We start from the raw sequence: 19,719 nt of genomic DNA, 5'->3' as shown, positions 1-19,719 counted from the left end.
ATAAACATGTTAAAATGAAAAGTGTGTTAAATACTTTTAAAACAACAAATAATGTCTTTTTCAGAAGGACAAATGTAAACGAGGAGGAAATAAGATGTCTAAAGTACTTCATCAGTTTTTACAGGATAACCTGAATGATCTTAAGGAAAAGGGTCTATACAATGAAATTGATCCGGTAGAGGGTCCTAACGGTGCGAAAATTAAGATTCGTGGTCAGGAATTGATCAATTTATCTTCAAATAACTATCTTGGACTTGCTACAAATGAGCATTTAAAAGAAGTAGCAAAAAAGGCAATTGACCATTATGGTGTAGGAGCAGGGGCTGTCCGCACGATCAACGGTACGCTTGACGTGCACGTGAAGCTTGAGGAAAAGCTTGCTGAATTCAAGGGAACGGAAGCTGCAATCGCATACCAGTCAGGTTTTAACTGTAATATGGCTGCGATTTCAGCTGTTATGGATAAAAATGATGCGATTCTTTCAGATGAACTGAACCATGCTTCTATTATTGATGGCTGCCGTCTCTCTAAAGCAAAGATTATTCGTGTAAAACACTCGGATATGGAAGATCTTCGTGCAAAAGCAAAGGAAGCAACTGAGTCCGGCCAGTATAACAAAGTGATGGTCATTACAGATGGCGTATTTTCAATGGATGGAGATGTTGCAAAGCTCCCTGAAATCGTTGAAATCGCAAAAGAATTTGATTTGATTACGTATGTAGATGATGCACACGGTTCAGGTGTAATGGGTAAAGGTGCTGGTACGGTTAAGCACTTTGGTCTTGAAAAAGAAGTGGACTTCCAGATGGGTACACTGTCTAAAGCGATCGGTGTAGTAGGTGGGTATGTGGCAGGTACGCAGGATCTAATTGATCTGCTGAAAGTACGTTCACGCCCATTCCTGTTCTCAACAGCCTTAACACCTGGAGATACTGTAGCGATTACAGAAGCGCTTCAAATTCTGATCGACAGCACAGAGCTTCACGATAAGCTGTGGGAGAACGGACGTTACCTGAAGGATGGCCTGAAGAAGCTTGGATTTGATATAGGTGAAAGTGAAACGCCAATTACACCTTGTATTGTAGGCGAAGAAAAGCTGACTCAGCAATTCAGCAAACGTTTGTTTGAAGAAGGCGTATATGCGAAATCGATCGTCTTCCCAACGGTTCCACGCGGCACAGGACGAGTTAGAAACATGCCAACAGCAGCGCATACAAAAGAAATGCTGGATGAAGCAATTGCTGTGTATGAGAAGGTTGGTAAGGAATTAGAAATTATTAAGTAAAAAATACAAGATGACCAGGAAAAAGCGGCTGCACCAGTTTATATGGGGCAGCCGCTTTTATAAAGCAAAAAAACCCCGTCCAGATCGCTCCGGACGGGGTTTTTTATCATATCTGATTACTCAGAAATTGTAACATCTTTAAGCTGATAAAGACCATTTGGAAGTGTAGAGAATCCAGATACATTATCGCTTACACCAGTCAGGTATTCCTGGTGGTGAATGTAAACCATTGGTGCCACTTCTACAAGACGTTCCTGAAGCTGTGAGTAGATCTCAGCACGAGCGTCCTGGTCAGTTTCCTGACGACCCTGGTCAAGCAGCTGGTCAACTTCGTCATCCGCTAGGAATGAACGGTTACCCGGTGCTCCAACCTGAGAAGAGTGGAATAGTGCATATGTTGCATAGTCAGCATCAGCTGTTGGAGTTGACCATCCAAGGATGAACATGTCGTGGTTACCCGCAGCAGTTTCATCAAGGAATGAACCAAATTCCATTACTTCAATTTCAACGTCGATATTCAGTTCAGCAAGTGCTTCTTGAACAAGTACAGCTGTATCCATACGCTGTGGGTTATCGTTTGTCCAGATAGAAGTAGAGAATCCATCTGCAAATCCAGCTTCTTCAAGAAGTGCTCTTGCTTCATCCATGTTGTACTCAAGTGGTTCGATGCTTTCATCGTAACCGAATACGCCTGGAGGAATTGGACCTACAGCAGGAACGCCGTATCCATCGTAAATACCTTCAATGATTGAAGCTTTATCAACTGCCATAGAGATTGCCTGACGAACCTGTTCGTTGTTGAAAGGCTCTTTTTCAGTGTTAAATCCTAGGTAAGAAAGTGATGTTGATCCCTGAATTTGTGCAGATGCATTATCAAGGTTGTCAACACGTGAAACTTCGTTTGGCTGAAGTGGATCGATAATGTGTGCGTTACCTGTTTCAAGTTCAGCTACACGCGTACCTGATTCAGGAACAACGCGGAATGTTACAGTATCAACCTGTGCTCCGCCATCCCAGTGCTCTTCGTTGTTTGCAAGAACGATTTCTTCACCAGGAGTCCAGCTTTCGAATTTGAAGAATCCAGTACCAACTGGCTCTTGTGCAATAACAGAACCTGGCTCAGAGCCTTCTTCCATTGCTGCATAGTCTGCTTCAATTGCATCCATAGAAATCATACCGCCACCGCTGTGAGAAAGGTGAGCAAGTAGTGGAGCAAATGGATATTCAGTAACGATTTGTACATTGTACTCATCAATTACGTTAACTTCAGTAATCATTTCATAAAGGAAACCACGTGGTGATGCTACTTCAGGATCAAGTACGCGATCAAGGTTAGCTTTTACAACGTCAGCGTTGAAAGCTGAACCATCGTGGAATGTTACATCTTCACGAAGTTTGAATTCCCAAGTAAGTTCATCTACAGATTCCCAAGATTCAGCCAGTAGTGGCTCAATTTCGTTATCTGCGTTTTGGAATACAAGTGTTTCATAAAGATTTGCCTGAATATTTGATGAAGGAACATCGTTTGAACCGTGTGGATCAAGTGATGATGCATCAGATAGTACATTCAGCATTAAATCGCCGCCTGAACCGCCTTCAGCAGTAGCGCCGTCATCTGTAGTCTCTTCGCCGCCGTCGTCAGTAGAACCGCCGTCGCCTGAATCAGCGTCATCGCTTCCACCGGCACATGCTGCAAGGAACATTGCAAGTACAAGCGTTAGTAAAAATGCCCAAAGCGTCTTTTTACTTGTCAAAAAAATTACCCCCCATATTTAGATAGTGATTCTGAAATGTACGCACAAAGCGCAATATTCAAAAAATAATATATCGCAAATTTTAAAATATTACAAGCGTGTAAAAATAGTTTCAGTAGTATTTATAAAGAATATCAAACTATGTTCATGATATTGGAAAATCTTATAATTATATTAGAATAATTTATGCGATTAGTTTTAGCTTTAAAGCGTTACTCTGCTAAAATAATGAATACTGCAAAAGAGCTTTTGTTTTTATCAGCAGGAATAAAACGTTTTTTCATTACTGAATTTAGTGAAAAAATCTGCGCGAACCAGATTTTACAGAAAACTTTGCAAGTCAGGATAAGCTTGTCAGCACATAGATCAAGCTGTAAAAAAACATATAAATAAAATATGTAATTTTAATAATGTTATTCTAATATCAACAATGTGACATTATTATCCTTACGAAAATTTTCATGCCTGATTTTATGCAAATCATTTCATAAAAAAAGATATTAGAATAGTTTCATTTTTGTTGAAAATACGTTAATATTGTTGAGGTGCGTAAAGTTCTTTCCTATTACTTTACAAAACGATTTATACGTAAAAGAGAGGGTGTAAAAAAATGAGTGAAAATACGGTTAATCATCCGGTTACGGCTAAGAAAGTCAATCCCAGAATAGAAAACTATAAAATGATCTGGAAAAGACTTAAAAAGAATAAAGCAGCTTTAATCGGCGGATATTTAATTGTCTTTTTCATACTTGTTGCAATTTTTGGACCGATGTTTTTATCTAAAACACCGAATGAAACAGATATTGCAAACAAACTTGCAGGTCCATCAGCTGAATTCTGGTTTGGGACTGATAACTTCGGAAGAGATATTTTCACCCGGATTATCCATGGAATGAGTATTACCTTATATGTAGGTTTTACATCTGTGGTGATTGGTCTGGTCATTGGGGTGCCGCTTGGAATCATATCGGGCTATTATGGAGGACGCATTGATAACGTGATTATGCGTATCATGGATGTTCTGCTTGCATTCCCGGGTATTCTTCTCGCACTCGCGATCGTAAGTGTTCTTGGTGGAAGTCTTCAAAACGTTATTATTGCTGTAGGTATTTTCTCAATTCCTGCATTTGCGCGTATTGTCCGCGGTTCAACGCTGTCAGTTAAGAAGCTTGAATACATAGACGCGGTCCGAGCACTTGGCGCAACAGATTTCAGAATTATCTTTCGTCACATCCTGCCAAACGTTATGTCTCCTATTATTGTTCAGGCAACGCTTCGAATTGCAACAGCAGTTCTGACAGCTGCCGGTCTTTCCTTCCTTGGTCTTGGGGCACAGCCGCCGATGCCTGAATGGGGAGCGATGCTGTCTGAAGGTCGTGCTTACATTTACGATGCATGGCACGTTGCGTTCTTCCCTGGCATGATGATTGTGCTTGTCGTTCTGGCGTTCAACATCTTTGGAGATGGAATCCGCGACGCACTAGATCCGAAAATGAAACAATAACTGGAGGTGCTTTGATATGACGAAATTTATTGTCCGTCGTTTACTACAGACGATCCCTGTTTTACTTGGGGTTACGATATTAGTATTTTCTCTGATGCACCTGATCCCGGGTGACCCGGCACAGATTATCGCCGGAGAAGCTGCACCTGAGCGTCAGGTTGAACAGATTCGTGAAAGATTGGGTTTAAATGATCCATTACATGTACAATATGGTACGTTTCTTGGAAATGTTGTAACAGGTGATCTGGGAACTTCAGTACGAAGCAGCCGTCCTGTTGCAGATGAAATCAGTGCCCGTTTCTGGGTCACCGTAGAATTAGCAGTTTATAGTACAATATTAAGTGTATTTTTAGGACTGATTGCAGGAATCGTGTCAGCAGTTCGTCACTACACTGTATCAGATGTAGTCATCATGATTGTCGCGCTCTTTGGACTTTCAATGCCGAACTTCTGGCTTGGACTGATGCTGATCCAGTGGTTTGCAATTGGTAACTGGATCCCTGATTCCTTACAGCCATTCCTGCAGATGCGTGCATCCGGCTGGGGTGATGACTGGAGACAGGTTGTCCTGCCGGTTATTACGCTTGGTACAGCAGGTGCAGCGATTATCGCACGTATGACACGTTCAAGTATGCTTGAAGTCATCAGTCAGGATTATATTCGTACAGCCCGTGCAAAAGGTGTGAAAGAGAGAGTTGTTATTTATCAACATGCTCTTAAAAATGCTATGATTCCAGTTGTAACGGTTGTCGGTCTTGAATTCGGTGCACTTTTAGGTGGTACAGTACTAACTGAAACAATCTTTGCAATCAACGGAATGGGCCGTCTGACAATTGATGCAATCAGACAGCGTGACTTCCCGGTTGTACAGGGTACAGTACTTGTTATATCCGTTTTGTTCGTAATGGTAAACTTACTTGTTGATATTTCTTACAGATTCCTGAATAAACGTATAGATCTGAACTAAGATTTTTAAAAGAAATGAGGGGTGATCACATGAGCTCATCAGAAAATATTTTAGAGATCCGCGAACTTCAGACATCTTTCTACACAGATGAAGGTGAAGTAAAAGCAGTTGACGGCGTAAGCTTTTCTCTGCCACGCGGTAAAACGATTGGTATAGTAGGTGAATCCGGATCAGGTAAAAGTATTACAGCTTTATCGATTCTGAACCTGCTGGCTAAGCCAGGTGAAATTAAAGGCGGGGAAATCCGCTTTAAAGGAGAAAACATTCTCACGTATTCAGAAAAGCAGATGCGTGCCATCCGTGGTAATGATATCTCAATGATTTTCCAGGAGCCAATGACTTCATTGAATCCTGTATACACAGTCGGTCAGCAGATCATGGAATCGATTCGTATTCACCAGGGACTGAATAAGCGTGAAGCGAAGCTGAAAGCAATCGAAATGCTGAAGCTGGTTGGTATTCCTTCTCCTGAAAAACGTGTGGACCAGTATCCATTCGAACTTTCAGGCGGTATGAGACAGCGTGTCATGATCGCAATCGCACTTTCTTGTAATCCTGATATGCTGATTGCCGATGAGCCGACAACTGCACTCGATGTAACAATTCAGGCGCAGATTCTTGATCTGATCCGTGAACTACAGAATAAATTACACATGTCTGTCATGATGATTACCCATGATCTTGGTGTTGTAGCCGAGACATGTGATTACGTAGCCGTTATGTATGCTGGGCAGGTAGTAGAATTCTCTGATGTACGGTCACTTTTCAAGAATCCAAAGCACCCGTATACAGTAGGGCTGCTGAACTCTCTGCCAAGACACGATATCGAGCAGGACAAGCTGAAGCCAATCAATGGAACAGTTCCAAGTCCGCACAATATGCCAACAGGCTGCCGATTCGCACCGAGATGTCCATTTGCGACAGAGCTTTGCCGCGAAACGATGCCTGAACTTGTAACAGATGAAAATAATAATCAGATTCGCTGTTGGATCTACTCAGATGAGTGGGACGGCGATCCGGAGGTGAATGTCCATGACAGCGAAGAAAGAACTACTAAAGGTTGAGGGACTAAAACAGTATTTCCCGATTAAAGGTGGATTCTTCGGTCGTACCGTTAACCACGTTAAAGCCGTTGATGATGTCAGCTTTACAGTATATGAAGGTGAAACAGTGAGTATTGTAGGGGAGTCAGGTTGTGGTAAATCAACAACCGGACGAGCAATCCTCCGTCTGGATGAGCCGACAGAAGGTGTAGTTTCCTTCGAAGGAAGAGATCTGACAACATTAAGTAAAAAAGAAATGCGCGCAATGCGCAAAGATCTTCAGATTATTTTCCAGGATCCATACGCATCAATCAACCCGCGTCAGATCGTATCTGCTGTGATTGAAGAAGCAATGGATATTCAAAATGCGGTACCGAAAAAAGACCGCCGCAGAAAAATCGAAGAACTGCTTCAGACAGTAGGACTGCAGAAGTTCCAGGCAGACCGCTATCCGCACGAATTCTCAGGTGGTCAGCGTCAGCGTATCGGAATCGCACGTGCCCTGTCTGTAGATCCGAAGCTGATCATCTGTGACGAAGCAGTATCAGCGCTCGATGTATCGATTCAGGCACAGGTACTGAACCTGCTAGAAGAGCTGCAGGAAGAATTCGGACTGACGTATCTCTTTATCTCGCATGACCTTGGTGTTGTTCGTCACATTTCTGACCGGATCATTGTTATGTACCTTGGTAAAATTGTTGAGATCGGTGATAAGCATTCACTGTTTGATAATCCGCAGCATCCTTATACAAAAGCGCTGCTGTCAGCGATTCCGGTTCCGGATCCTGACGCTAAAAAAGAACGTATTGCACTTAAAGGAGATGTACCTTCTCCAATCAACCCGCCAGCAGGCTGCCGTTTCCATACGCGTTGCCCGTTTGCGACTGAAAAATGTAAAACAGACGTACCTGAACTGCGCACCACTGACTTCATGAAGGAAGGTCATCAGGCTGCATGTCACTATATCGAAGAAATCGAATCAGGTGAACGCAAGCCAAAGGACTATTCAGCTGAAGCAATTGTCGGTAAGGGGCAGGAAGTATAATAGATTGTGAAAAACCAGCCTGCGGGCTGGTTTTTTTGTGTGATGGAATGTGGAACAGAAGGGTGACGGAGTAGGTCAGATGACCCTAAGTGTCGAACATCAGCGCTTAAACGTCGAACCACGCAGTTCAAGTGGCGAACCAGACTAGTTAAACGCCGAATATCATCAACTATCACCCGAACCTTGCATGTTAAGTGTCGAACACCATCAAAATTCCATACAAATCACCCCGCCAAACTAACACAAACTTTTGCAAACTCAAATAAAAATGTCCTTCCGATATAAACATTTCACATGTTTTATGTTAAATTAGTAAAGAAACAACTATAAATTAACTTTAAGTGTATTTCTCATAAGGACAAATGTTCTTTTAATATTTCGAAGTGTTAAAGATCATTATTATTACTGCACAGCTGATGATTGTAGCGTAAGGGGCGACTCCTGTGGCAGGAAGGGACAGGTGAGACCGAGCATGGCGAAGCCTGCGGGCTCACCGCCCGGCCACGGAAAGCGTCCCCTGAAGCGGAAGTCATCAGCCAATTTTTTCAAAGCCTAATATTTAATAGCAATGGAGGGTTTCTCATGAAACGTATATTAGTAACAGGTGCGCTTGGTCAGATCGGTTCAGAGTTAATTACAAAGCTGCGTGCAGAATACGGCTCAGACAATGTCATCGCATCTGATATTCGTACGGCAGATACAGAAGCGGTTACAGAAGGACCTTTTGAAATCCTGGATGTGACAGATGGCGCGAAAATGAATGAGATCGTGTCTAAGTATAAGGTAGATACAATGATGCATATGGCAGCATTGCTTTCTGCTAAAGCTGAGGAAGCTCCACAACTTGCATGGCATCTGAATATGGGTGGGCTGATGAACGGGCTAGAGACAGCGCGTGAGCACAATTTGCAGTTCTTTACACCAAGTTCGATCGGTGCGTTTGGTCCGGATACCCCAAAAACACATACACCCCAGGATACGATTCAGCGCCCGACAACAATGTATGGCGTGAATAAAGTATCCGGTGAGCTTCTGTGTGATTATTATTTCAAGCGTTTCGGCATAGATACACGCGGAGTGCGTTTCCCGGGATTGATCTCTTATGTAACACCTCCTGGTGGTGGAACGACTGACTATGCAGTTGAAGTTTATTATGAAGCTTTAAGATCAGGCAGCTATACTTCTCCAATTAATAAGGGTACTTATATGGATATGATGTATATGCCGGATGCGCTTCAGGCGATTGTCGACCTGATGGAAGCAGATCCTGCTAAGCTCAAGCACCGCAACGCGTTCAATGTAACTGCAATGAGCATTGAGCCTGAAATGGTAGCAGCAGAAATTAAAAAGCACATGCCTTCTTTTGAAATGCACTATCAGCCGGATCCTGTTCGTCAGGCAATTGCCGACAGCTGGCCAGATGCGATTGATGCGACCGCTGCAAAAGAGGAATGGGGATTCAAATCGCAGCATGACTTGTCTTCAATGACAATTGATATGCTGTCAAAGTTAAAAACGACAATCACAAACTAACGTGATTAAAAGCTGTTTCAGCAATCTCACAAATGGATTGCAGGAACAGCTTTTTTAACAACTTAGTTAAAGGTCATTGCTGTAAATGCACAGCTGATGATTGAAGCGTAAGGGGGCGACTCCTGCGGAAAAACGATCGTGAAAGACCCCGGAAGGCAGTGGTTTTCTGTCTGAGGAGGATTGAGCGTTCGTCCGCGGAAAGCGTCCCCCTGAAGCTGAAATCATCAGCCCACTTTTATAAAGCCTTTAAAAAACAGGACTTTTACAATACCGGAAAAGGTAGAGAAAACATCTGTATTTGCTTCGACCTTTTCCTTCAAAAATCGACATGGTATAATAGTAGTATTGAATGGATCTTTTTGATGCTGCTATGAGCAAATATTTACCATATACATACGATTTAAGATTGGACTAATTTTAAGATTGGCAGGTGATAAAATGCTGCAATCCTATACGTTTTCACAAATCAGAGGCCTGATCGGGATTATCGGACTTATTTTTATTGTACAGATCATCTTTATATTTGCAGGCTTTAACGGGTGGTTTCCCACTACAACCTACATTGTGATTGAGGTAGCTGTGGCAATCATACTGCTGTGGCTGGCGTTTATGATATACAGGCGGGCTACAGCACTAAGAAGTCTTTTTAAGGACATGGAAGAGGAAGAGTTTAAAATGTCTGCAATGATCCAGTCTATGCCTGACTTTGTGTGCTTTAAAGATGGCAAAGGAAGATGGATCAGAACGAATGACTTCGGACTTGAACTGTATGGTTTAAAAGGAAAGCACTATATCGGTAAAACTGACGCTGAACTTGGGGAAGTGAATCCCTTTTTTAAAGAAGCGTTCGATTATTGTGTAGTGACGGACGAACAAACCTGGCAAAAGGGAGAGACTGACCGCAGTGAGGAATCCTTTTACGTGGAATCAGGTGAATATAAATCCTTCGACGTAATAAAAGTACCTATATTTCATAAAGACGGCAGCCGGAAAGCACTAATTACGATCGGACGTGATATTTCCCAGCAAAAAGCGGCTGAAGAACAGCTGCTGAGGAGAGAAAAGCTTTCAGTTGCTGGTGAATTGGCGTCAGGGATTGCGCATGAAATCAAAAATCCGCTGACCAGTCTGAAAGGGTATGTACAGCTGATGCAGGAAACGGGCTCATTAACAGCAGAGAGAGTTAATCTGATGGCGTCAGAAATTGACCGCATCCATGCGATTACAGAGGAACTGTTGATCCTTTCAAAGCCTGAAATTAAAAAGCATGAGCAGTTCTCAATCTGTGATTCAGTCGAATATGTGATTAATTTTATGAGGTACCAGGCGGCATCAAAAAATATTGATATTAAAGTCAAACGGTTAAATCATGATGATAAATTTGTCTATGGTGACCGGAATCAGATCGTTCAGGTGTTTATGAATTTAGTGAAAAACAGTATAGAAGCGATTGAGGAAGATGGGGAGATTTTAATTAAGCCATCTGTGCAGGGAGATGAAATTCAGGTCGAACTGCGCGACAGCGGACCTGGTATTCCTGAAGAGATGATTGAAAAAATCTCAGAAGCTTTTTATACAACGAAAGAAAAAGGAATGGGTCTCGGTCTGACAGTCTGTCACCGGATCGTACTTGCCCACGGTGGCTCACTTGCTTTTGAAAACCTGCCTGATGGCGGAACGAATGCGATTGTACAGTTACCACTGTATTCAAAGAAAAAGACACTTACAACGTCGTAAGTGTCTTTTTTGTCCAGCTTCAGCGCCTAGACCCTCGAGTCGTAAGTCAATCTGAGAAAATGGGAAAGGTCGCCCATTTCTCTCAGCTCGTCTTACGCTTGTCGGGTCTGAACAAGGCGCTTCCGCTTTTCGGTATGTCCAGCTTCAGGCGCTAGCTCCTCGGGTCATAAGCCACACATCGGTAAACGGGAAACTGCACCCGTTTTCCGCTGCGCGTCTTATGCCTGTCGGAGCTGAACAAGCGCCTTCCGCTTTTCGATGGTGTCCAGCTCCAGCGCCTAGACCCTCGAGTCATAAGCCACACTGAGAAAATGGGAAAGTTCACCCATTTCTCTCAGTGCGTCTTATGCTTGTCGGGTCTGTTCAAGGCGCTTACGCTTTTCGATATTAGAATAAAATATGCGCAATACCTGCAATAATAGGCAGTGTGATCAACGTACGCAGAAGGAAGATCAGAACAAGGTCCAGGAAGTTAACCGGTACCTTTGAACCAAGCAGTACGCCACCGACCTCAGACATATAGATTAATTGAGTAACAGATACGGCTGCAATAATAAAGCGCGTCATTTCAGATGAAATATCAGCCCCGATAATCGCAGGCAGGAACATATCTGCAAAGCCAACAACCATTGTCTGTGCCGCGTCTGCAGCCTCCGGAACCTGTAACAGTTCCAGAATCGGAACAAATGGTGTACCAAGGATCACGAAGAAGCTCGTTTCTTCCGCCAGAATCAGCGCAATTGTACCAAAAGCCATAACAACTGGTGCAACGCCAAGCCACATATCAAGCACGTTCTTCATACCGCTTTTAAAGAAGTGACCAACACTGTTATTTTTTCTCGCGGTCTGGATCGCAAGCTCGGTACCATGCTGAATACGAGATTTATATTCTGGCACATCTTCTATGGAATCTTCCTCTTCAGCCTCAGAAATATAAGTTTTCTTTTTTAAAGACAAAGGTGGAATCCGTGGCATAATGATTGCCGCAATAAAACCTGAGAATGCAACAGTCAGATAAAAAGGAACAAAGTAAGATGCCAGGCCAACAGTTTCAATGACTACGATACTGAAAGTAATGGATACAACTGAGAAGGTTGTTCCAATGACTGCAGCTTCACGCTTTGAATAATGTCCTTCTTCATACTGTTTATTTGTCAGCATAACACCGATCGTCCCGTCTCCAAGCCATGAAGCAAGAGAGTCGATTGAAGCACGGCCCGGAAGCTTGAATAACGGACGCATAATCTTAGCCATCAGTGTACCGAACCACTCCAGCAAACCGAAGTTAAGAAGTAATGGCAGGAACAAACCTGCAAATAGAAATAGAGAGAATAATAGCGTAATCAGGCCGCCTTCACCTAATAGTAAACCGCCTGTGTATTCAGACCAGATCAGCTCTGTTGAACTTCCTCCGATTTGGAAAAATGTAATCAGGGCAAATACTGCAGCGAGAATTCTGACAATTACCCAGAACCACGTCACATTAAATAAAGTATTTCTGAAGTCATTGTTCGTGATGAAGTCAGGTTTTCCCGCACGTGCGATTAAAGAAAGAACTGCTGTAATCACAATAATGAAAGTCATAATTGCCGGAATGGCACCGCCAATTAATCCCTGAAGCCAATCTGATAGAATCGCAATTGGAATCGTAACTGCATCTTCTGATGGAAGAGGCATCATGAATAGAAAAATCCCGATAATAGAAGGGATTATAAAGCGCAAATAATCTTTTGTTGTAAAAGTATTCATCGTTTTTCTCCTTTATGAATGGACTGATAATAATAAAGTGAATAAAAATAAGACAAGTTCAATTTTAATTCACACCCCCAGTGAAATCAATGATTTACTGATAAAACTTGAAGTAAGCGCTTGCAACTTAATTTAAACACGTTCAAATCGGATAGGCAATGATCTTGTTGATGCCCCAGTGGTTAAATTTCACATATATTTCACACTCCAAGGTTTAATGATGATTTAATCCGGGCAAAATATCATTATTATATGGAGAAAAATGAGAGGCGGAGATTCAGTGAATACAATGAGTCATTTATCAAATGAGAAGTTACTTGAAGCGCTAGAATCAGCCAAAAAGCTGAACCTGGCTAAAGATTTTATTCAATTACTCGAAACAGAAGCAGAAAAAAGGGGTCTAAGGGCTCTATTATGTTCTTAACAGCAGCTGTCTGCTGTTTTTATTTTTGAGTTTTAATTGTATGAAATTTGTAAAGACTGAGCAGTGAAAAGGTTTCCAGTTCTGACACTGTGATACAATGGTCCAAACAAATACAAGAAGGTGAAAAGATGATTAAACTAATCGCATCTGATATGGATGGTACGCTGCTAAATGGCAGTCATGAAGTTGGTCAGGAAACGATCAGCGCAATCAAAGAAGCAAAAGAGGCCGGGATTGAAGTCATCATTGCAACCGGCAGATCTTATAAAGAAGCAGTTCTCCCTATTAAAAATGCAGGTCTCTCACTTCCTTTAATCGTAGTGAACGGCGCTGAGATCAGGGATACGGAAGGGAAGCAGCTGTATCAAAAAGGGCTGAATCCTGAAAAGGCTGAAGAGGCAGCAGATGCCCTTGAAAAGCTGGATGTTTATTTTGAGATTTATACTGAAAATGGTACGTATACCAATCATAAAGAACACGGCATTCAGCTGTTAATCGATATCTTCCTCACATCTAATCCGGACACACCACTTCCCCACGTACAGGAAGAAGCTGCAAACCGCTATGATGATGGTCACGTACATGTAGTAGGTGATTACCACGAAGTGTTTAACTCCTCGGAAACGGTTTATAAGTTTCTGGCGTTTTCATCGAAGCCCGAAAAACTTGAGCAGGCAAAAGAAGCACTTCATCAGATGGGCGGCCTTGCGATCAGCTCATCAGGTAAAGAAAACCTTGAAATTACAAGTGTTGAAGCTCAAAAAGGCATTGCACTCGACTGGTACGTTAAGCAGCGTGGCATTGATCCGGAAGATGTAATGGCGATCGGCGATAACTACAATGACGTTTCAATGATGAAGCTTGCCGGCTGGTCAGTCGCAATGGGCAATGCACCGAAAGACATTCAGGAACTTTGCCGTTTTGTGACTTTTACAAATCGTGAAGAAGGCGTAGCAAAAGCAATCCGTAAATTAACTGAAACAGAAGCAAAAGTATAATTCTGAGCCGTATCCTGTATTAGGAGCGGCTTGTTTTTCTGTTATATGATAAACTTTTAACTATTATCTATTAACAGGAGGATCTCAGATGAAAAAAGGTGTTATTTCATTAGGTGAAGCTTTAATTGATTTTATTCCAACAGATGAAACAAATGATTATTATTATAAAAGTCCGGGTGGTGCACCGGCTAACGTAGCTGTAGGAGTAGCTCGTCTTGGACTGCCATCCTATTTTGCAGGAAATGTAGGGGAAGATGTGCTGGGCAGGTTTTTAGAACGTACGTTAAATCAGTATGGGGTAAATACAGATCATCTACATTTCGATCAGGATCATCGTACTGGAGCAGTATTTGTGACGCTTGATCAAGGAGAGCGCAGCTTTGATTTCTACATAGATCCGAGTGCTGACAGATTCCTTAAGGCGGAGGAGCTGGACGTGGCACTTTTTGAAGAAGCGAAAATTCTTCATTTCGGCTCCATTTCAATGATCAGTGAGCCTGCTAAAACGGCAACGAAAAAAGCAGTTGAACTGGCACGTGAAAAAGGAATGATCGTTTCATATGATCCAAACCTCCGGATGTCACTGTGGTCAAACGAAGAAGAAGCACGCAGAACAATTTCTTCCATGCTTGACCAGGCGGATGTTGTGAAAATTTCAGAAGAAGAGCTGGAGTTCTTAACAGGTACGGAGGATATTCAAAAAGGTGCTGAGGTTTTGAAGCAGTTTGGCATTCCACTACTTCTGATCACAATGGGTGCTGAAGGAAGCTGGATCTTTACGCAGACAGAGACGCGCCATGTCCCTGCTAAAAAAGTGGAGGCTGTTGACACCACAGGTGCTGGTGATGCGTTTGTATCAGGTATGCTGTATTCACTTCACGAATATGAAGGGGATGTGCGCGACCTGAAGCTTGACCAGGCAGTTGAAATGGTGGAGCTTGCAAGCCGCTCAGGTGCCCTTGCTGCTTCGGTGAAAGGTGCAATGACAGCACTGCCTACGATTGAGGAATTGAAGGGGTAATTACGATTAATTAGGAGACTCATTGGGGACGGAGTTCAGTGGTTCATTTTTAGAATGATTCTAAAAACGACACAGTCAACTCCGTCCCCGCTGTGTCACCCTAAAAAAGGAAGATGGCACAAGGCCATCTTCCTTTTTCTTATTCGTAACCTTGATCAAATCTATACTTGAAAAACCTCTCCTGCGTCACCCACTGAATCGCTTCAGGGTCATTTTCTCCAAGTCTTTTCTCAAGATCCTCAAGCATCCATGCTGTTTGCGAAATATGAGCGCGCATCGCATTTAACTTGATATCCATTACCTCAGTTACATCGTTGATCACATCAGGTTCACCAAGCTCTTCTGCTGTGTTATTAGCAAACGCCACACAGTGAAGCTTAGGCCGTTCACTCTCGTTCATCCGGTGGACAGCTCTTACCACTGCACGTGCAGTCGCTTCATGATCAGGGTGAACGCAATAATCCGGATAGAATGTGATGACGAGTGAAGGATTGGTTTCCTGAATCAGTGATTCCATCATTTCAACCATATATTCATCATCTTCAAACTCAACCGTTTTGTCACGCAGACCCATCATGCGGAGGTCAGCAAGACCCATAGCATTTGCAGCTGCTTTTAATTCTTTTTTACGGATTTCAGGAAGAGATTCTCTTGTTGCAAATGGTGGGTTGCCGAGATTTCTTCCCATTTGTCCAAGTGTCAGACATGCATAAGTGACACCAGTACCATTTTTAATATGTGATGCAATCGTGCCGGATACACCGAACGCTTCATCATCCGGGTGAGGGAACACGACTAACACGTGATTTTCCTGTTCAATCATATTTCTGACTCCTTCCTGTTACTCAAAAGGTGTTTCACTGATTTGCAGCGAGACGGCAAGCTTACCCTGATGATCGTGTCCAGCCATCAGCAGGCGTCCTTTCTCATCCAGTTCATAATGCGTGATACCCTGAGCATAAATCCATCCAAGGTTTCCAAGCTTTAAGCCAACTCGTGATGGCGGATCGCCAATGATTTTACCAAGTTCATATTCTACCTTTGCATTTCTGATAAAAGCCCCTGCGTTAAAAAACTTTTCATCAAAATGAGAAGCGTAAGATCCGTTCGTAGTTTCTAAATGGATATACACTTCCTTATTTGCGAAGCTGTTAATCAGTTGTTGTACGTCATCTATTTTGACAGGCTCCATGATGCTCCTCCTTGCCTTTAATCATATGTTCTATTTTACTGCAAAACTTTCCGGAATGCGAAAAGGCTGTTTTGATTGTCCTGAAAATAACAAAAAGCCGCTGAGCGGCTTTTTGTTATTTTGATGGATCTTTAATTTTGCGTTCATTTTCTTTATCAGGATTGTAGCCTGATTTATTTTCTCTTTCAGGTGTGCGGTCTGTATGGAGTGGTGCTTCATTATTTTGCTTGATCTGCTGTTTGCGCTGTCCTGTATATGCTCCAACAGCAACAACAGCGATCACACCGCCGATCAGTCCGGCAACAATAGAGATACCAATCGATCCGGTAATCAGATAAAATCCGCCGAATACGCCAAGCACAACAGCAATTGCGATAATAAAGTTAATCATCGTTTCACCTCATTTTAAGGAATCCTTATTTCTTACGTGTATTCCTTAAAATAGAAAAAATAAACTTATCATTACGTATTCAGTGTTTCTTTATTTACAGTTACCTTGCCAAAGCGGCTGTGTGCGCCGTGCATAACTGGACCCACATATTCATTTAAACGCCAGCCGTGGTGAATCGCTGAAGTCACGAATTCTTTTGCATTTGATACAGCTTCCTTTAATTCAAGTCCGTTAGCCAGGTTTGCTGTAATCGCTGCAGCAAACGTACAGCCTGCACCATGGTTATAAGAAGTTTCTGCTTTTTCAGCTTCCAGTAAAGTAAAAGTCTCACCGTCATAAAATAGGTCAACTGCCTGATCGTGCTTGAGCTGCTTGCCGCCTTTTACGACCACGGATTTTGCACCCATCTCAACAATTTTTGCTGCCGCAGCTTTCATATCGTCAATTGTGCGGATTGGTCCTATACCAGACAGCTGCCATGCTTCAAACAGGTTAGGTGTGACTACCATTGCACGGGGCAGAAGATGCTCCTGCATAGCGCCAACCGTTTCCGGATGCAGCACTTCATCCTCACCCTTACAAACCATAACCGGGTCAATGACGACTTTATCAGTTTCAGCGCGGTCGATTGCCTGAGCTGCAGTCTCAATGATTTCAACAGATCCAAGCATACCTGTTTTTAAAGCAGAGATGCCTGTAGAGAGCGCAGTGTCGATCTGCGCTTTCAGCGTATCAATTGGCAGCGGATGAACGTTATGCGCCCAGTGATTTGACGGGTCCATCGTTACCACTGTCGTAAGAGCCGTCATACCGTACGTGCCGTGCTCCTGAAAAGTTTTGAGGTCAGCCTGAATCCCTGCGCCGCCGCTTGTATCTGATCCTGCGATCGTTAACGTTTTATTTAAAGACATAAAAAACCCTCCAAAGATTATTTCCTACATCATAGCACGCATAGGAAATGTTTGAAAACGTCCTGCATTTCCCGGGAAATAGTGAGGAATTTTGACAGGTTTTTGTCGCAGGGAAGCATTGTGTGTCACCTGATATCAGGAACAGGTTTCCAATGATCGGCAAATTCCGTATAATGAGTGATGTAATAAAAAATCCAGCTGAAGGCTGTTAATGGTGATGAAATGAGAAACGCAGTTTACATGTTTTTAAGACTGAAGAATACAATGCTCGCACTTTTATTGATCGTTTTACTTGCCGGAGTAAGTTTTTTTGGTTATCAATACATGACAGAGGACAACAATCAAAGGTCAGCAACGTTTGTTGAGCAGATAAAAGATATGAATGCACTTGCTACTTCCCAGGCTTTTCTAAAAACAGTTATAGATGAGGAAGACAATGAGGTATTTGGATGGGACATTAATCTGAATCTCCCAGGTACAGAAAGAAGAGTTTTCATGGTTGTTCCCGGAACAGTCCTTGCAGGGATAGATATGGATCAGATATCAGAAGAAGACATTGAAGTAGATGAAGAAAACAAAACAGTTTCCCTGACGCTGCCGCGCGCAAAACTGCTTCAGGAGCCTGCCATCCAAATGGATGAGGTAGAAGCCTTCACTACCAAAGGAATTTTCAGAAGCAATGTAAACCTTGAAGAAAGTGTTGATTTTGCAGCTGCAGCACAGGAGAAAATGAAAAAAGAGGCAATTGATCAAGGCGTGCTTGAGCGGGCGGAAATCAATGCTGAATTGGCTTTAACTGAGTTCTTTGAGTTTACAGGGTACGATGCAGATATAACTTTCGAATAATGAGGTGCTCACGTATGGGTGTTAATATTCAAAACGATTGGCAGGATCAGCTTCAGCCGGTCTTTGATGAACCGGATTACCAGCAGTTAAGAGAATTTCTTAAGCAGGAATACAGCTCAGGTAAAGTATTTCCACCAATGGATGATATTTATGAAGCATTCAAGCGGACACCTTTTCATAAAGTAAAAGCGGTTATTCTTGGCCAGGATCCGTATCATGGGGAAGGTCAGGCGCATGGACTGAGCTTTTCAGTTCAGGAGGGAACGAGAATTCCACCATCGCTGCAGAATATTTTTAAAGAACTGAAGGAAGATGTAGATGTTGACCCGCCAAAGTCCGGGGACTTAACGAAGTGGGCAGATGAAGGCGTTCTTCTATTGAATACAGTACTGACAGTAAAGGAAGGACAGGCTCATTCGCATAAGGGGAAAGGCTGGGAGCAGATTACTGATGAGGCGATCAGGCTTTTAGGTGAGAGAGAAGAACCGCTAGTGTTTATTTTATGGGGGAAGCCCGCTCAGGCTAAAAGCAGGCTGATCGATACAGATAAGCATTTGATTATAAACTCGCCGCACCCAAGTCCGCTTGCTGCGCACAGAGGATTTTTTGGCAGTCAGCCATTTTCCAAAACGAATGAATTTCTGCATAAGCATGGCATTGACCCGATCGACTGGTCACTTGATTGAAGGAGGCATCCGTTTTGACTGAATCAAAGCGTATTAACTGTAATGCGTGTAAATACTATTATGTCACCTGGGATCCGAACTTTCCTAAAGGATGTAAAGCGCATGGGTTCAAAACCAGACACCTTCCATCACTAGAAGTGTTCAGGGCATCAGGACAGCCATGCTATGCATTTGAACCAAAGCAGGGAAGGAGATCAACATGAATATTTCATATGAACAGCTGCTTCAGAAAATTTCGCAGGAAGCAAATAGAGCCCAGGGTGCAACGCCAGGCCGTCAACGCGAGCATTTACGTTCAATTCAGACGTTATGCGAACTCGCTCTCGGGCAGGAGGAATCTTCAGCACCTGTAAGGCAGCAGCCTGCGCCGGTTCAGCAGACAGTACAACCACAGCCGCAGCAGGTACAATCATACCAGCAGCCAAGCCCGCTACAGGAAAAGCCAATCGAAACAGACGGCGGCAATGGCGATTCGCTGTTTGATTTTTAAAAGACGTGTAGTACTGCGACCAGTTTGATGGAAATGACATCGCGTTTGGTGATTGCTACAAGCTGGAGGGGAACTGCTACAAATTAGAAGTTGATTGCTACAAATTGCCGGGTGTATCGCTACATCCTGAGTACAGATTCGAA

At 42.9% G+C, this 19,719-nt stretch carries 20 protein-coding genes; 14 read left to right on the top strand and 6 right to left on the bottom strand.

The window, feature by feature from the left end:
- The first annotated feature begins 94 nt into the window (after positions 1–94).
- The gene (locus LG330_RS15905; RefSeq protein WP_404405544.1) at positions 95–1,285 is read left to right on the top strand and encodes a glycine C-acetyltransferase; all 1,191 of its coding nucleotides are present in this window, start codon (positions 95–97) and stop codon (positions 1,283–1,285) included.
- Between the two features lie 116 nt (positions 1,286–1,401).
- Here LG330_RS15905 and LG330_RS15900 read toward each other — a convergent pair whose 3' ends face one another.
- Positions 1,402–3,039 carry a glutathione ABC transporter substrate-binding protein gene (locus tag LG330_RS15900; protein ID WP_404405542.1) on the bottom strand — a complete coding sequence of 546 codons (1,638 nt, stop codon included), beginning with the start codon at positions 3,037–3,039 and terminating at the stop codon, positions 1,402–1,404.
- A gap of 610 nt (positions 3,040–3,649) precedes the next feature.
- Between LG330_RS15900 and nikC the strand changes: the two genes are divergently transcribed.
- The 6 genes from nikC to LG330_RS15870 all read left to right on the top strand — a co-directional run bounded on the left by nikC (position 3,650) and on the right by LG330_RS15870 (position 10,868).
- On the top strand, positions 3,650–4,543 hold the full coding sequence (gene nikC, locus LG330_RS15895) for a nickel transporter permease (protein WP_404405540.1): 894 nt from the start codon (positions 3,650–3,652) through the stop codon (positions 4,541–4,543).
- Between the two features lie 16 nt (positions 4,544–4,559).
- A complete protein-coding gene (locus tag LG330_RS15890; RefSeq protein ID WP_404405538.1) occupies positions 4,560–5,510 on the top strand; it encodes an ABC transporter permease in 951 nt (316 codons plus the stop codon).
- Positions 5,511–5,539: 29 nt separating this feature from the next.
- Positions 5,540–6,574, top strand: a complete 1,035-nt coding sequence (locus LG330_RS15885) for an ABC transporter ATP-binding protein (protein ID WP_404405536.1) — start codon at positions 5,540–5,542, stop codon at positions 6,572–6,574.
- Positions 6,543–7,598 (top strand): ABC transporter ATP-binding protein, encoded by a 1,056-nt coding sequence (locus LG330_RS15880; protein ID WP_404405534.1) that lies wholly within the window; start codon positions 6,543–6,545, stop codon positions 7,596–7,598. Before LG330_RS15885 ends, LG330_RS15880 begins: the two co-directional genes overlap by 32 nt.
- A gap of 582 nt (positions 7,599–8,180) precedes the next feature.
- On the top strand, positions 8,181–9,131 hold the full coding sequence (locus LG330_RS15875; RefSeq protein WP_404405532.1) for an L-threonine 3-dehydrogenase: 951 nt from the start codon (positions 8,181–8,183) through the stop codon (positions 9,129–9,131).
- A 438-nt stretch (positions 9,132–9,569) separates the two neighbouring features.
- The gene (locus LG330_RS15870; RefSeq protein ID WP_404405530.1) at positions 9,570–10,868 is read left to right on the top strand and encodes an ATP-binding protein; all 1,299 of its coding nucleotides are present in this window, start codon (positions 9,570–9,572) and stop codon (positions 10,866–10,868) included.
- A gap of 387 nt (positions 10,869–11,255) precedes the next feature.
- Here LG330_RS15870 and LG330_RS15865 read toward each other — a convergent pair whose 3' ends face one another.
- The gene (locus tag LG330_RS15865) at positions 11,256–12,617 is read right to left on the bottom strand and encodes a YjiH family protein (protein ID WP_404405528.1); all 1,362 of its coding nucleotides are present in this window, start codon (positions 12,615–12,617) and stop codon (positions 11,256–11,258) included.
- A 289-nt stretch (positions 12,618–12,906) separates the two neighbouring features.
- Here LG330_RS15865 and sda point away from each other — a divergent pair, with 289 nt between their 5' ends.
- From sda to LG330_RS15850, 3 genes are all read left to right on the top strand, one after another.
- Positions 12,907–13,041, top strand: coding sequence for a sporulation histidine kinase inhibitor Sda (gene sda / locus LG330_RS15860; protein WP_404409639.1), 135 nt, complete (start codon positions 12,907–12,909; stop codon positions 13,039–13,041).
- 128 nt (positions 13,042–13,169) lie between these two features.
- Complete coding sequence (locus LG330_RS15855; RefSeq protein WP_404405526.1) at positions 13,170–14,039, top strand: Cof-type HAD-IIB family hydrolase; 870 nt, start codon at positions 13,170–13,172, stop codon at positions 14,037–14,039.
- Between the two features lie 88 nt (positions 14,040–14,127).
- Positions 14,128–15,060 carry an aminoimidazole riboside kinase gene (locus tag LG330_RS15850; RefSeq protein WP_404405524.1) on the top strand — a complete coding sequence of 311 codons (933 nt, stop codon included), beginning with the start codon at positions 14,128–14,130 and terminating at the stop codon, positions 15,058–15,060.
- 139 nt (positions 15,061–15,199) lie between these two features.
- Here the strand turns inward: LG330_RS15850 and bshB2 are convergent, their stop codons facing one another.
- From bshB2 to pdxK, 4 genes are all read right to left on the bottom strand, one after another.
- Positions 15,200–15,883 carry a bacillithiol biosynthesis deacetylase BshB2 gene (gene bshB2, locus LG330_RS15845; RefSeq protein WP_404405522.1) on the bottom strand — a complete coding sequence of 228 codons (684 nt, stop codon included), beginning with the start codon at positions 15,881–15,883 and terminating at the stop codon, positions 15,200–15,202.
- Between the two features lie 18 nt (positions 15,884–15,901).
- Entirely contained in the window at positions 15,902–16,252 is a 351-nt protein-coding gene (locus tag LG330_RS15840) for a YojF family protein (protein WP_404405520.1), read from the bottom strand.
- A gap of 115 nt (positions 16,253–16,367) precedes the next feature.
- The gene (locus LG330_RS15835; protein ID WP_404405518.1) at positions 16,368–16,643 is read right to left on the bottom strand and encodes a hypothetical protein; all 276 of its coding nucleotides are present in this window, start codon (positions 16,641–16,643) and stop codon (positions 16,368–16,370) included.
- A gap of 71 nt (positions 16,644–16,714) precedes the next feature.
- A complete protein-coding gene (pdxK, locus tag LG330_RS15830) occupies positions 16,715–17,554 on the bottom strand; it encodes a pyridoxine/pyridoxal/pyridoxamine kinase (protein WP_404405516.1) in 840 nt (279 codons plus the stop codon).
- A 222-nt stretch (positions 17,555–17,776) separates the two neighbouring features.
- On the opposite strand from pdxK, the gene LG330_RS15825 reads away from it, so the two are divergent.
- The 4 genes from LG330_RS15825 to LG330_RS15810 are packed head-to-tail and all read left to right on the top strand — an operon-like array spanning position 17,777 to position 19,576.
- Complete coding sequence (locus tag LG330_RS15825) at positions 17,777–18,400, top strand: DUF4230 domain-containing protein (protein ID WP_404405514.1); 624 nt, start codon at positions 17,777–17,779, stop codon at positions 18,398–18,400.
- A 14-nt stretch (positions 18,401–18,414) separates the two neighbouring features.
- Complete coding sequence (locus LG330_RS15820; protein ID WP_404405512.1) at positions 18,415–19,086, top strand: uracil-DNA glycosylase; 672 nt, start codon at positions 18,415–18,417, stop codon at positions 19,084–19,086.
- Between the two features lie 14 nt (positions 19,087–19,100).
- Positions 19,101–19,289: a uracil-DNA glycosylase gene (locus tag LG330_RS15815; RefSeq protein ID WP_404405510.1), complete on the top strand. Its 189-nt coding sequence runs from the start codon at positions 19,101–19,103 to the stop codon at positions 19,287–19,289.
- Positions 19,286–19,576, top strand: a complete 291-nt coding sequence (locus tag LG330_RS15810; protein WP_404405508.1) for a YwdI family protein — start codon at positions 19,286–19,288, stop codon at positions 19,574–19,576. The genes LG330_RS15815 and LG330_RS15810 overlap by 4 nt, the downstream gene beginning before the upstream one ends.
- Positions 19,577–19,719 lie beyond the last annotated feature (143 nt).

The organism is Jeotgalibacillus malaysiensis (assembly GCF_044789845.1).
GTDB lineage: Bacteria > Bacillota > Bacilli > Bacillales > Jeotgalibacillaceae > Jeotgalibacillus > Jeotgalibacillus malaysiensis_A.
Note: the sequence above shows the minus strand (reverse complement) of the source record. Positions and strands in the feature narration are given on the sequence as shown.

Excerpts from the sequence above, each read along its gene's own strand:
- LG330_RS15855 (WP_404405526.1), top strand. The coding sequence starts at position 13,170 with ATGATTAAACTAATCGCATCTGATATGGATGGTACGCTGCTAAATGGC.
- LG330_RS15825 (WP_404405514.1), top strand. The coding sequence starts at position 17,777 with ATGAGAAACGCAGTTTACATGTTTTTAAGACTGAAGAATACAATGCTC.
- bshB2 (WP_404405522.1), bottom strand. The coding sequence starts at position 15,883 with ATGATTGAACAGGAAAATCACGTGTTAGTCGTGTTCCCTCACCCGGAT.
- LG330_RS15850 (WP_404405524.1), top strand. The coding sequence starts at position 14,128 with ATGAAAAAAGGTGTTATTTCATTAGGTGAAGCTTTAATTGATTTTATT.
- LG330_RS15840 (WP_404405520.1), bottom strand. The coding sequence starts at position 16,252 with ATGGAGCCTGTCAAAATAGATGACGTACAACAACTGATTAACAGCTTC.
- sda (WP_404409639.1), top strand. The coding sequence starts at position 12,907 with ATGAGTCATTTATCAAATGAGAAGTTACTTGAAGCGCTAGAATCAGCC.
- LG330_RS15875 (WP_404405532.1), top strand. The coding sequence starts at position 8,181 with ATGAAACGTATATTAGTAACAGGTGCGCTTGGTCAGATCGGTTCAGAG.
- LG330_RS15820 (WP_404405512.1), top strand. The coding sequence starts at position 18,415 with ATGGGTGTTAATATTCAAAACGATTGGCAGGATCAGCTTCAGCCGGTC.
- LG330_RS15865 (WP_404405528.1), bottom strand. The coding sequence starts at position 12,617 with ATGAATACTTTTACAACAAAAGATTATTTGCGCTTTATAATCCCTTCT.
- LG330_RS15890 (WP_404405538.1), top strand. The coding sequence starts at position 4,560 with ATGACGAAATTTATTGTCCGTCGTTTACTACAGACGATCCCTGTTTTA.
- LG330_RS15885 (WP_404405536.1), top strand. The coding sequence starts at position 5,540 with ATGAGCTCATCAGAAAATATTTTAGAGATCCGCGAACTTCAGACATCT.
- LG330_RS15810 (WP_404405508.1), top strand. The coding sequence starts at position 19,286 with ATGAATATTTCATATGAACAGCTGCTTCAGAAAATTTCGCAGGAAGCA.
- LG330_RS15905 (WP_404405544.1), top strand. The coding sequence starts at position 95 with ATGTCTAAAGTACTTCATCAGTTTTTACAGGATAACCTGAATGATCTT.
- LG330_RS15880 (WP_404405534.1), top strand. The coding sequence starts at position 6,543 with ATGACAGCGAAGAAAGAACTACTAAAGGTTGAGGGACTAAAACAGTAT.
- LG330_RS15870 (WP_404405530.1), top strand. The coding sequence starts at position 9,570 with ATGCTGCAATCCTATACGTTTTCACAAATCAGAGGCCTGATCGGGATT.
- LG330_RS15835 (WP_404405518.1), bottom strand. The coding sequence starts at position 16,643 with ATGATTAACTTTATTATCGCAATTGCTGTTGTGCTTGGCGTATTCGGC.
- pdxK (WP_404405516.1), bottom strand. The coding sequence starts at position 17,554 with ATGTCTTTAAATAAAACGTTAACGATCGCAGGATCAGATACAAGCGGC.
- nikC (WP_404405540.1), top strand. The coding sequence starts at position 3,650 with ATGAGTGAAAATACGGTTAATCATCCGGTTACGGCTAAGAAAGTCAAT.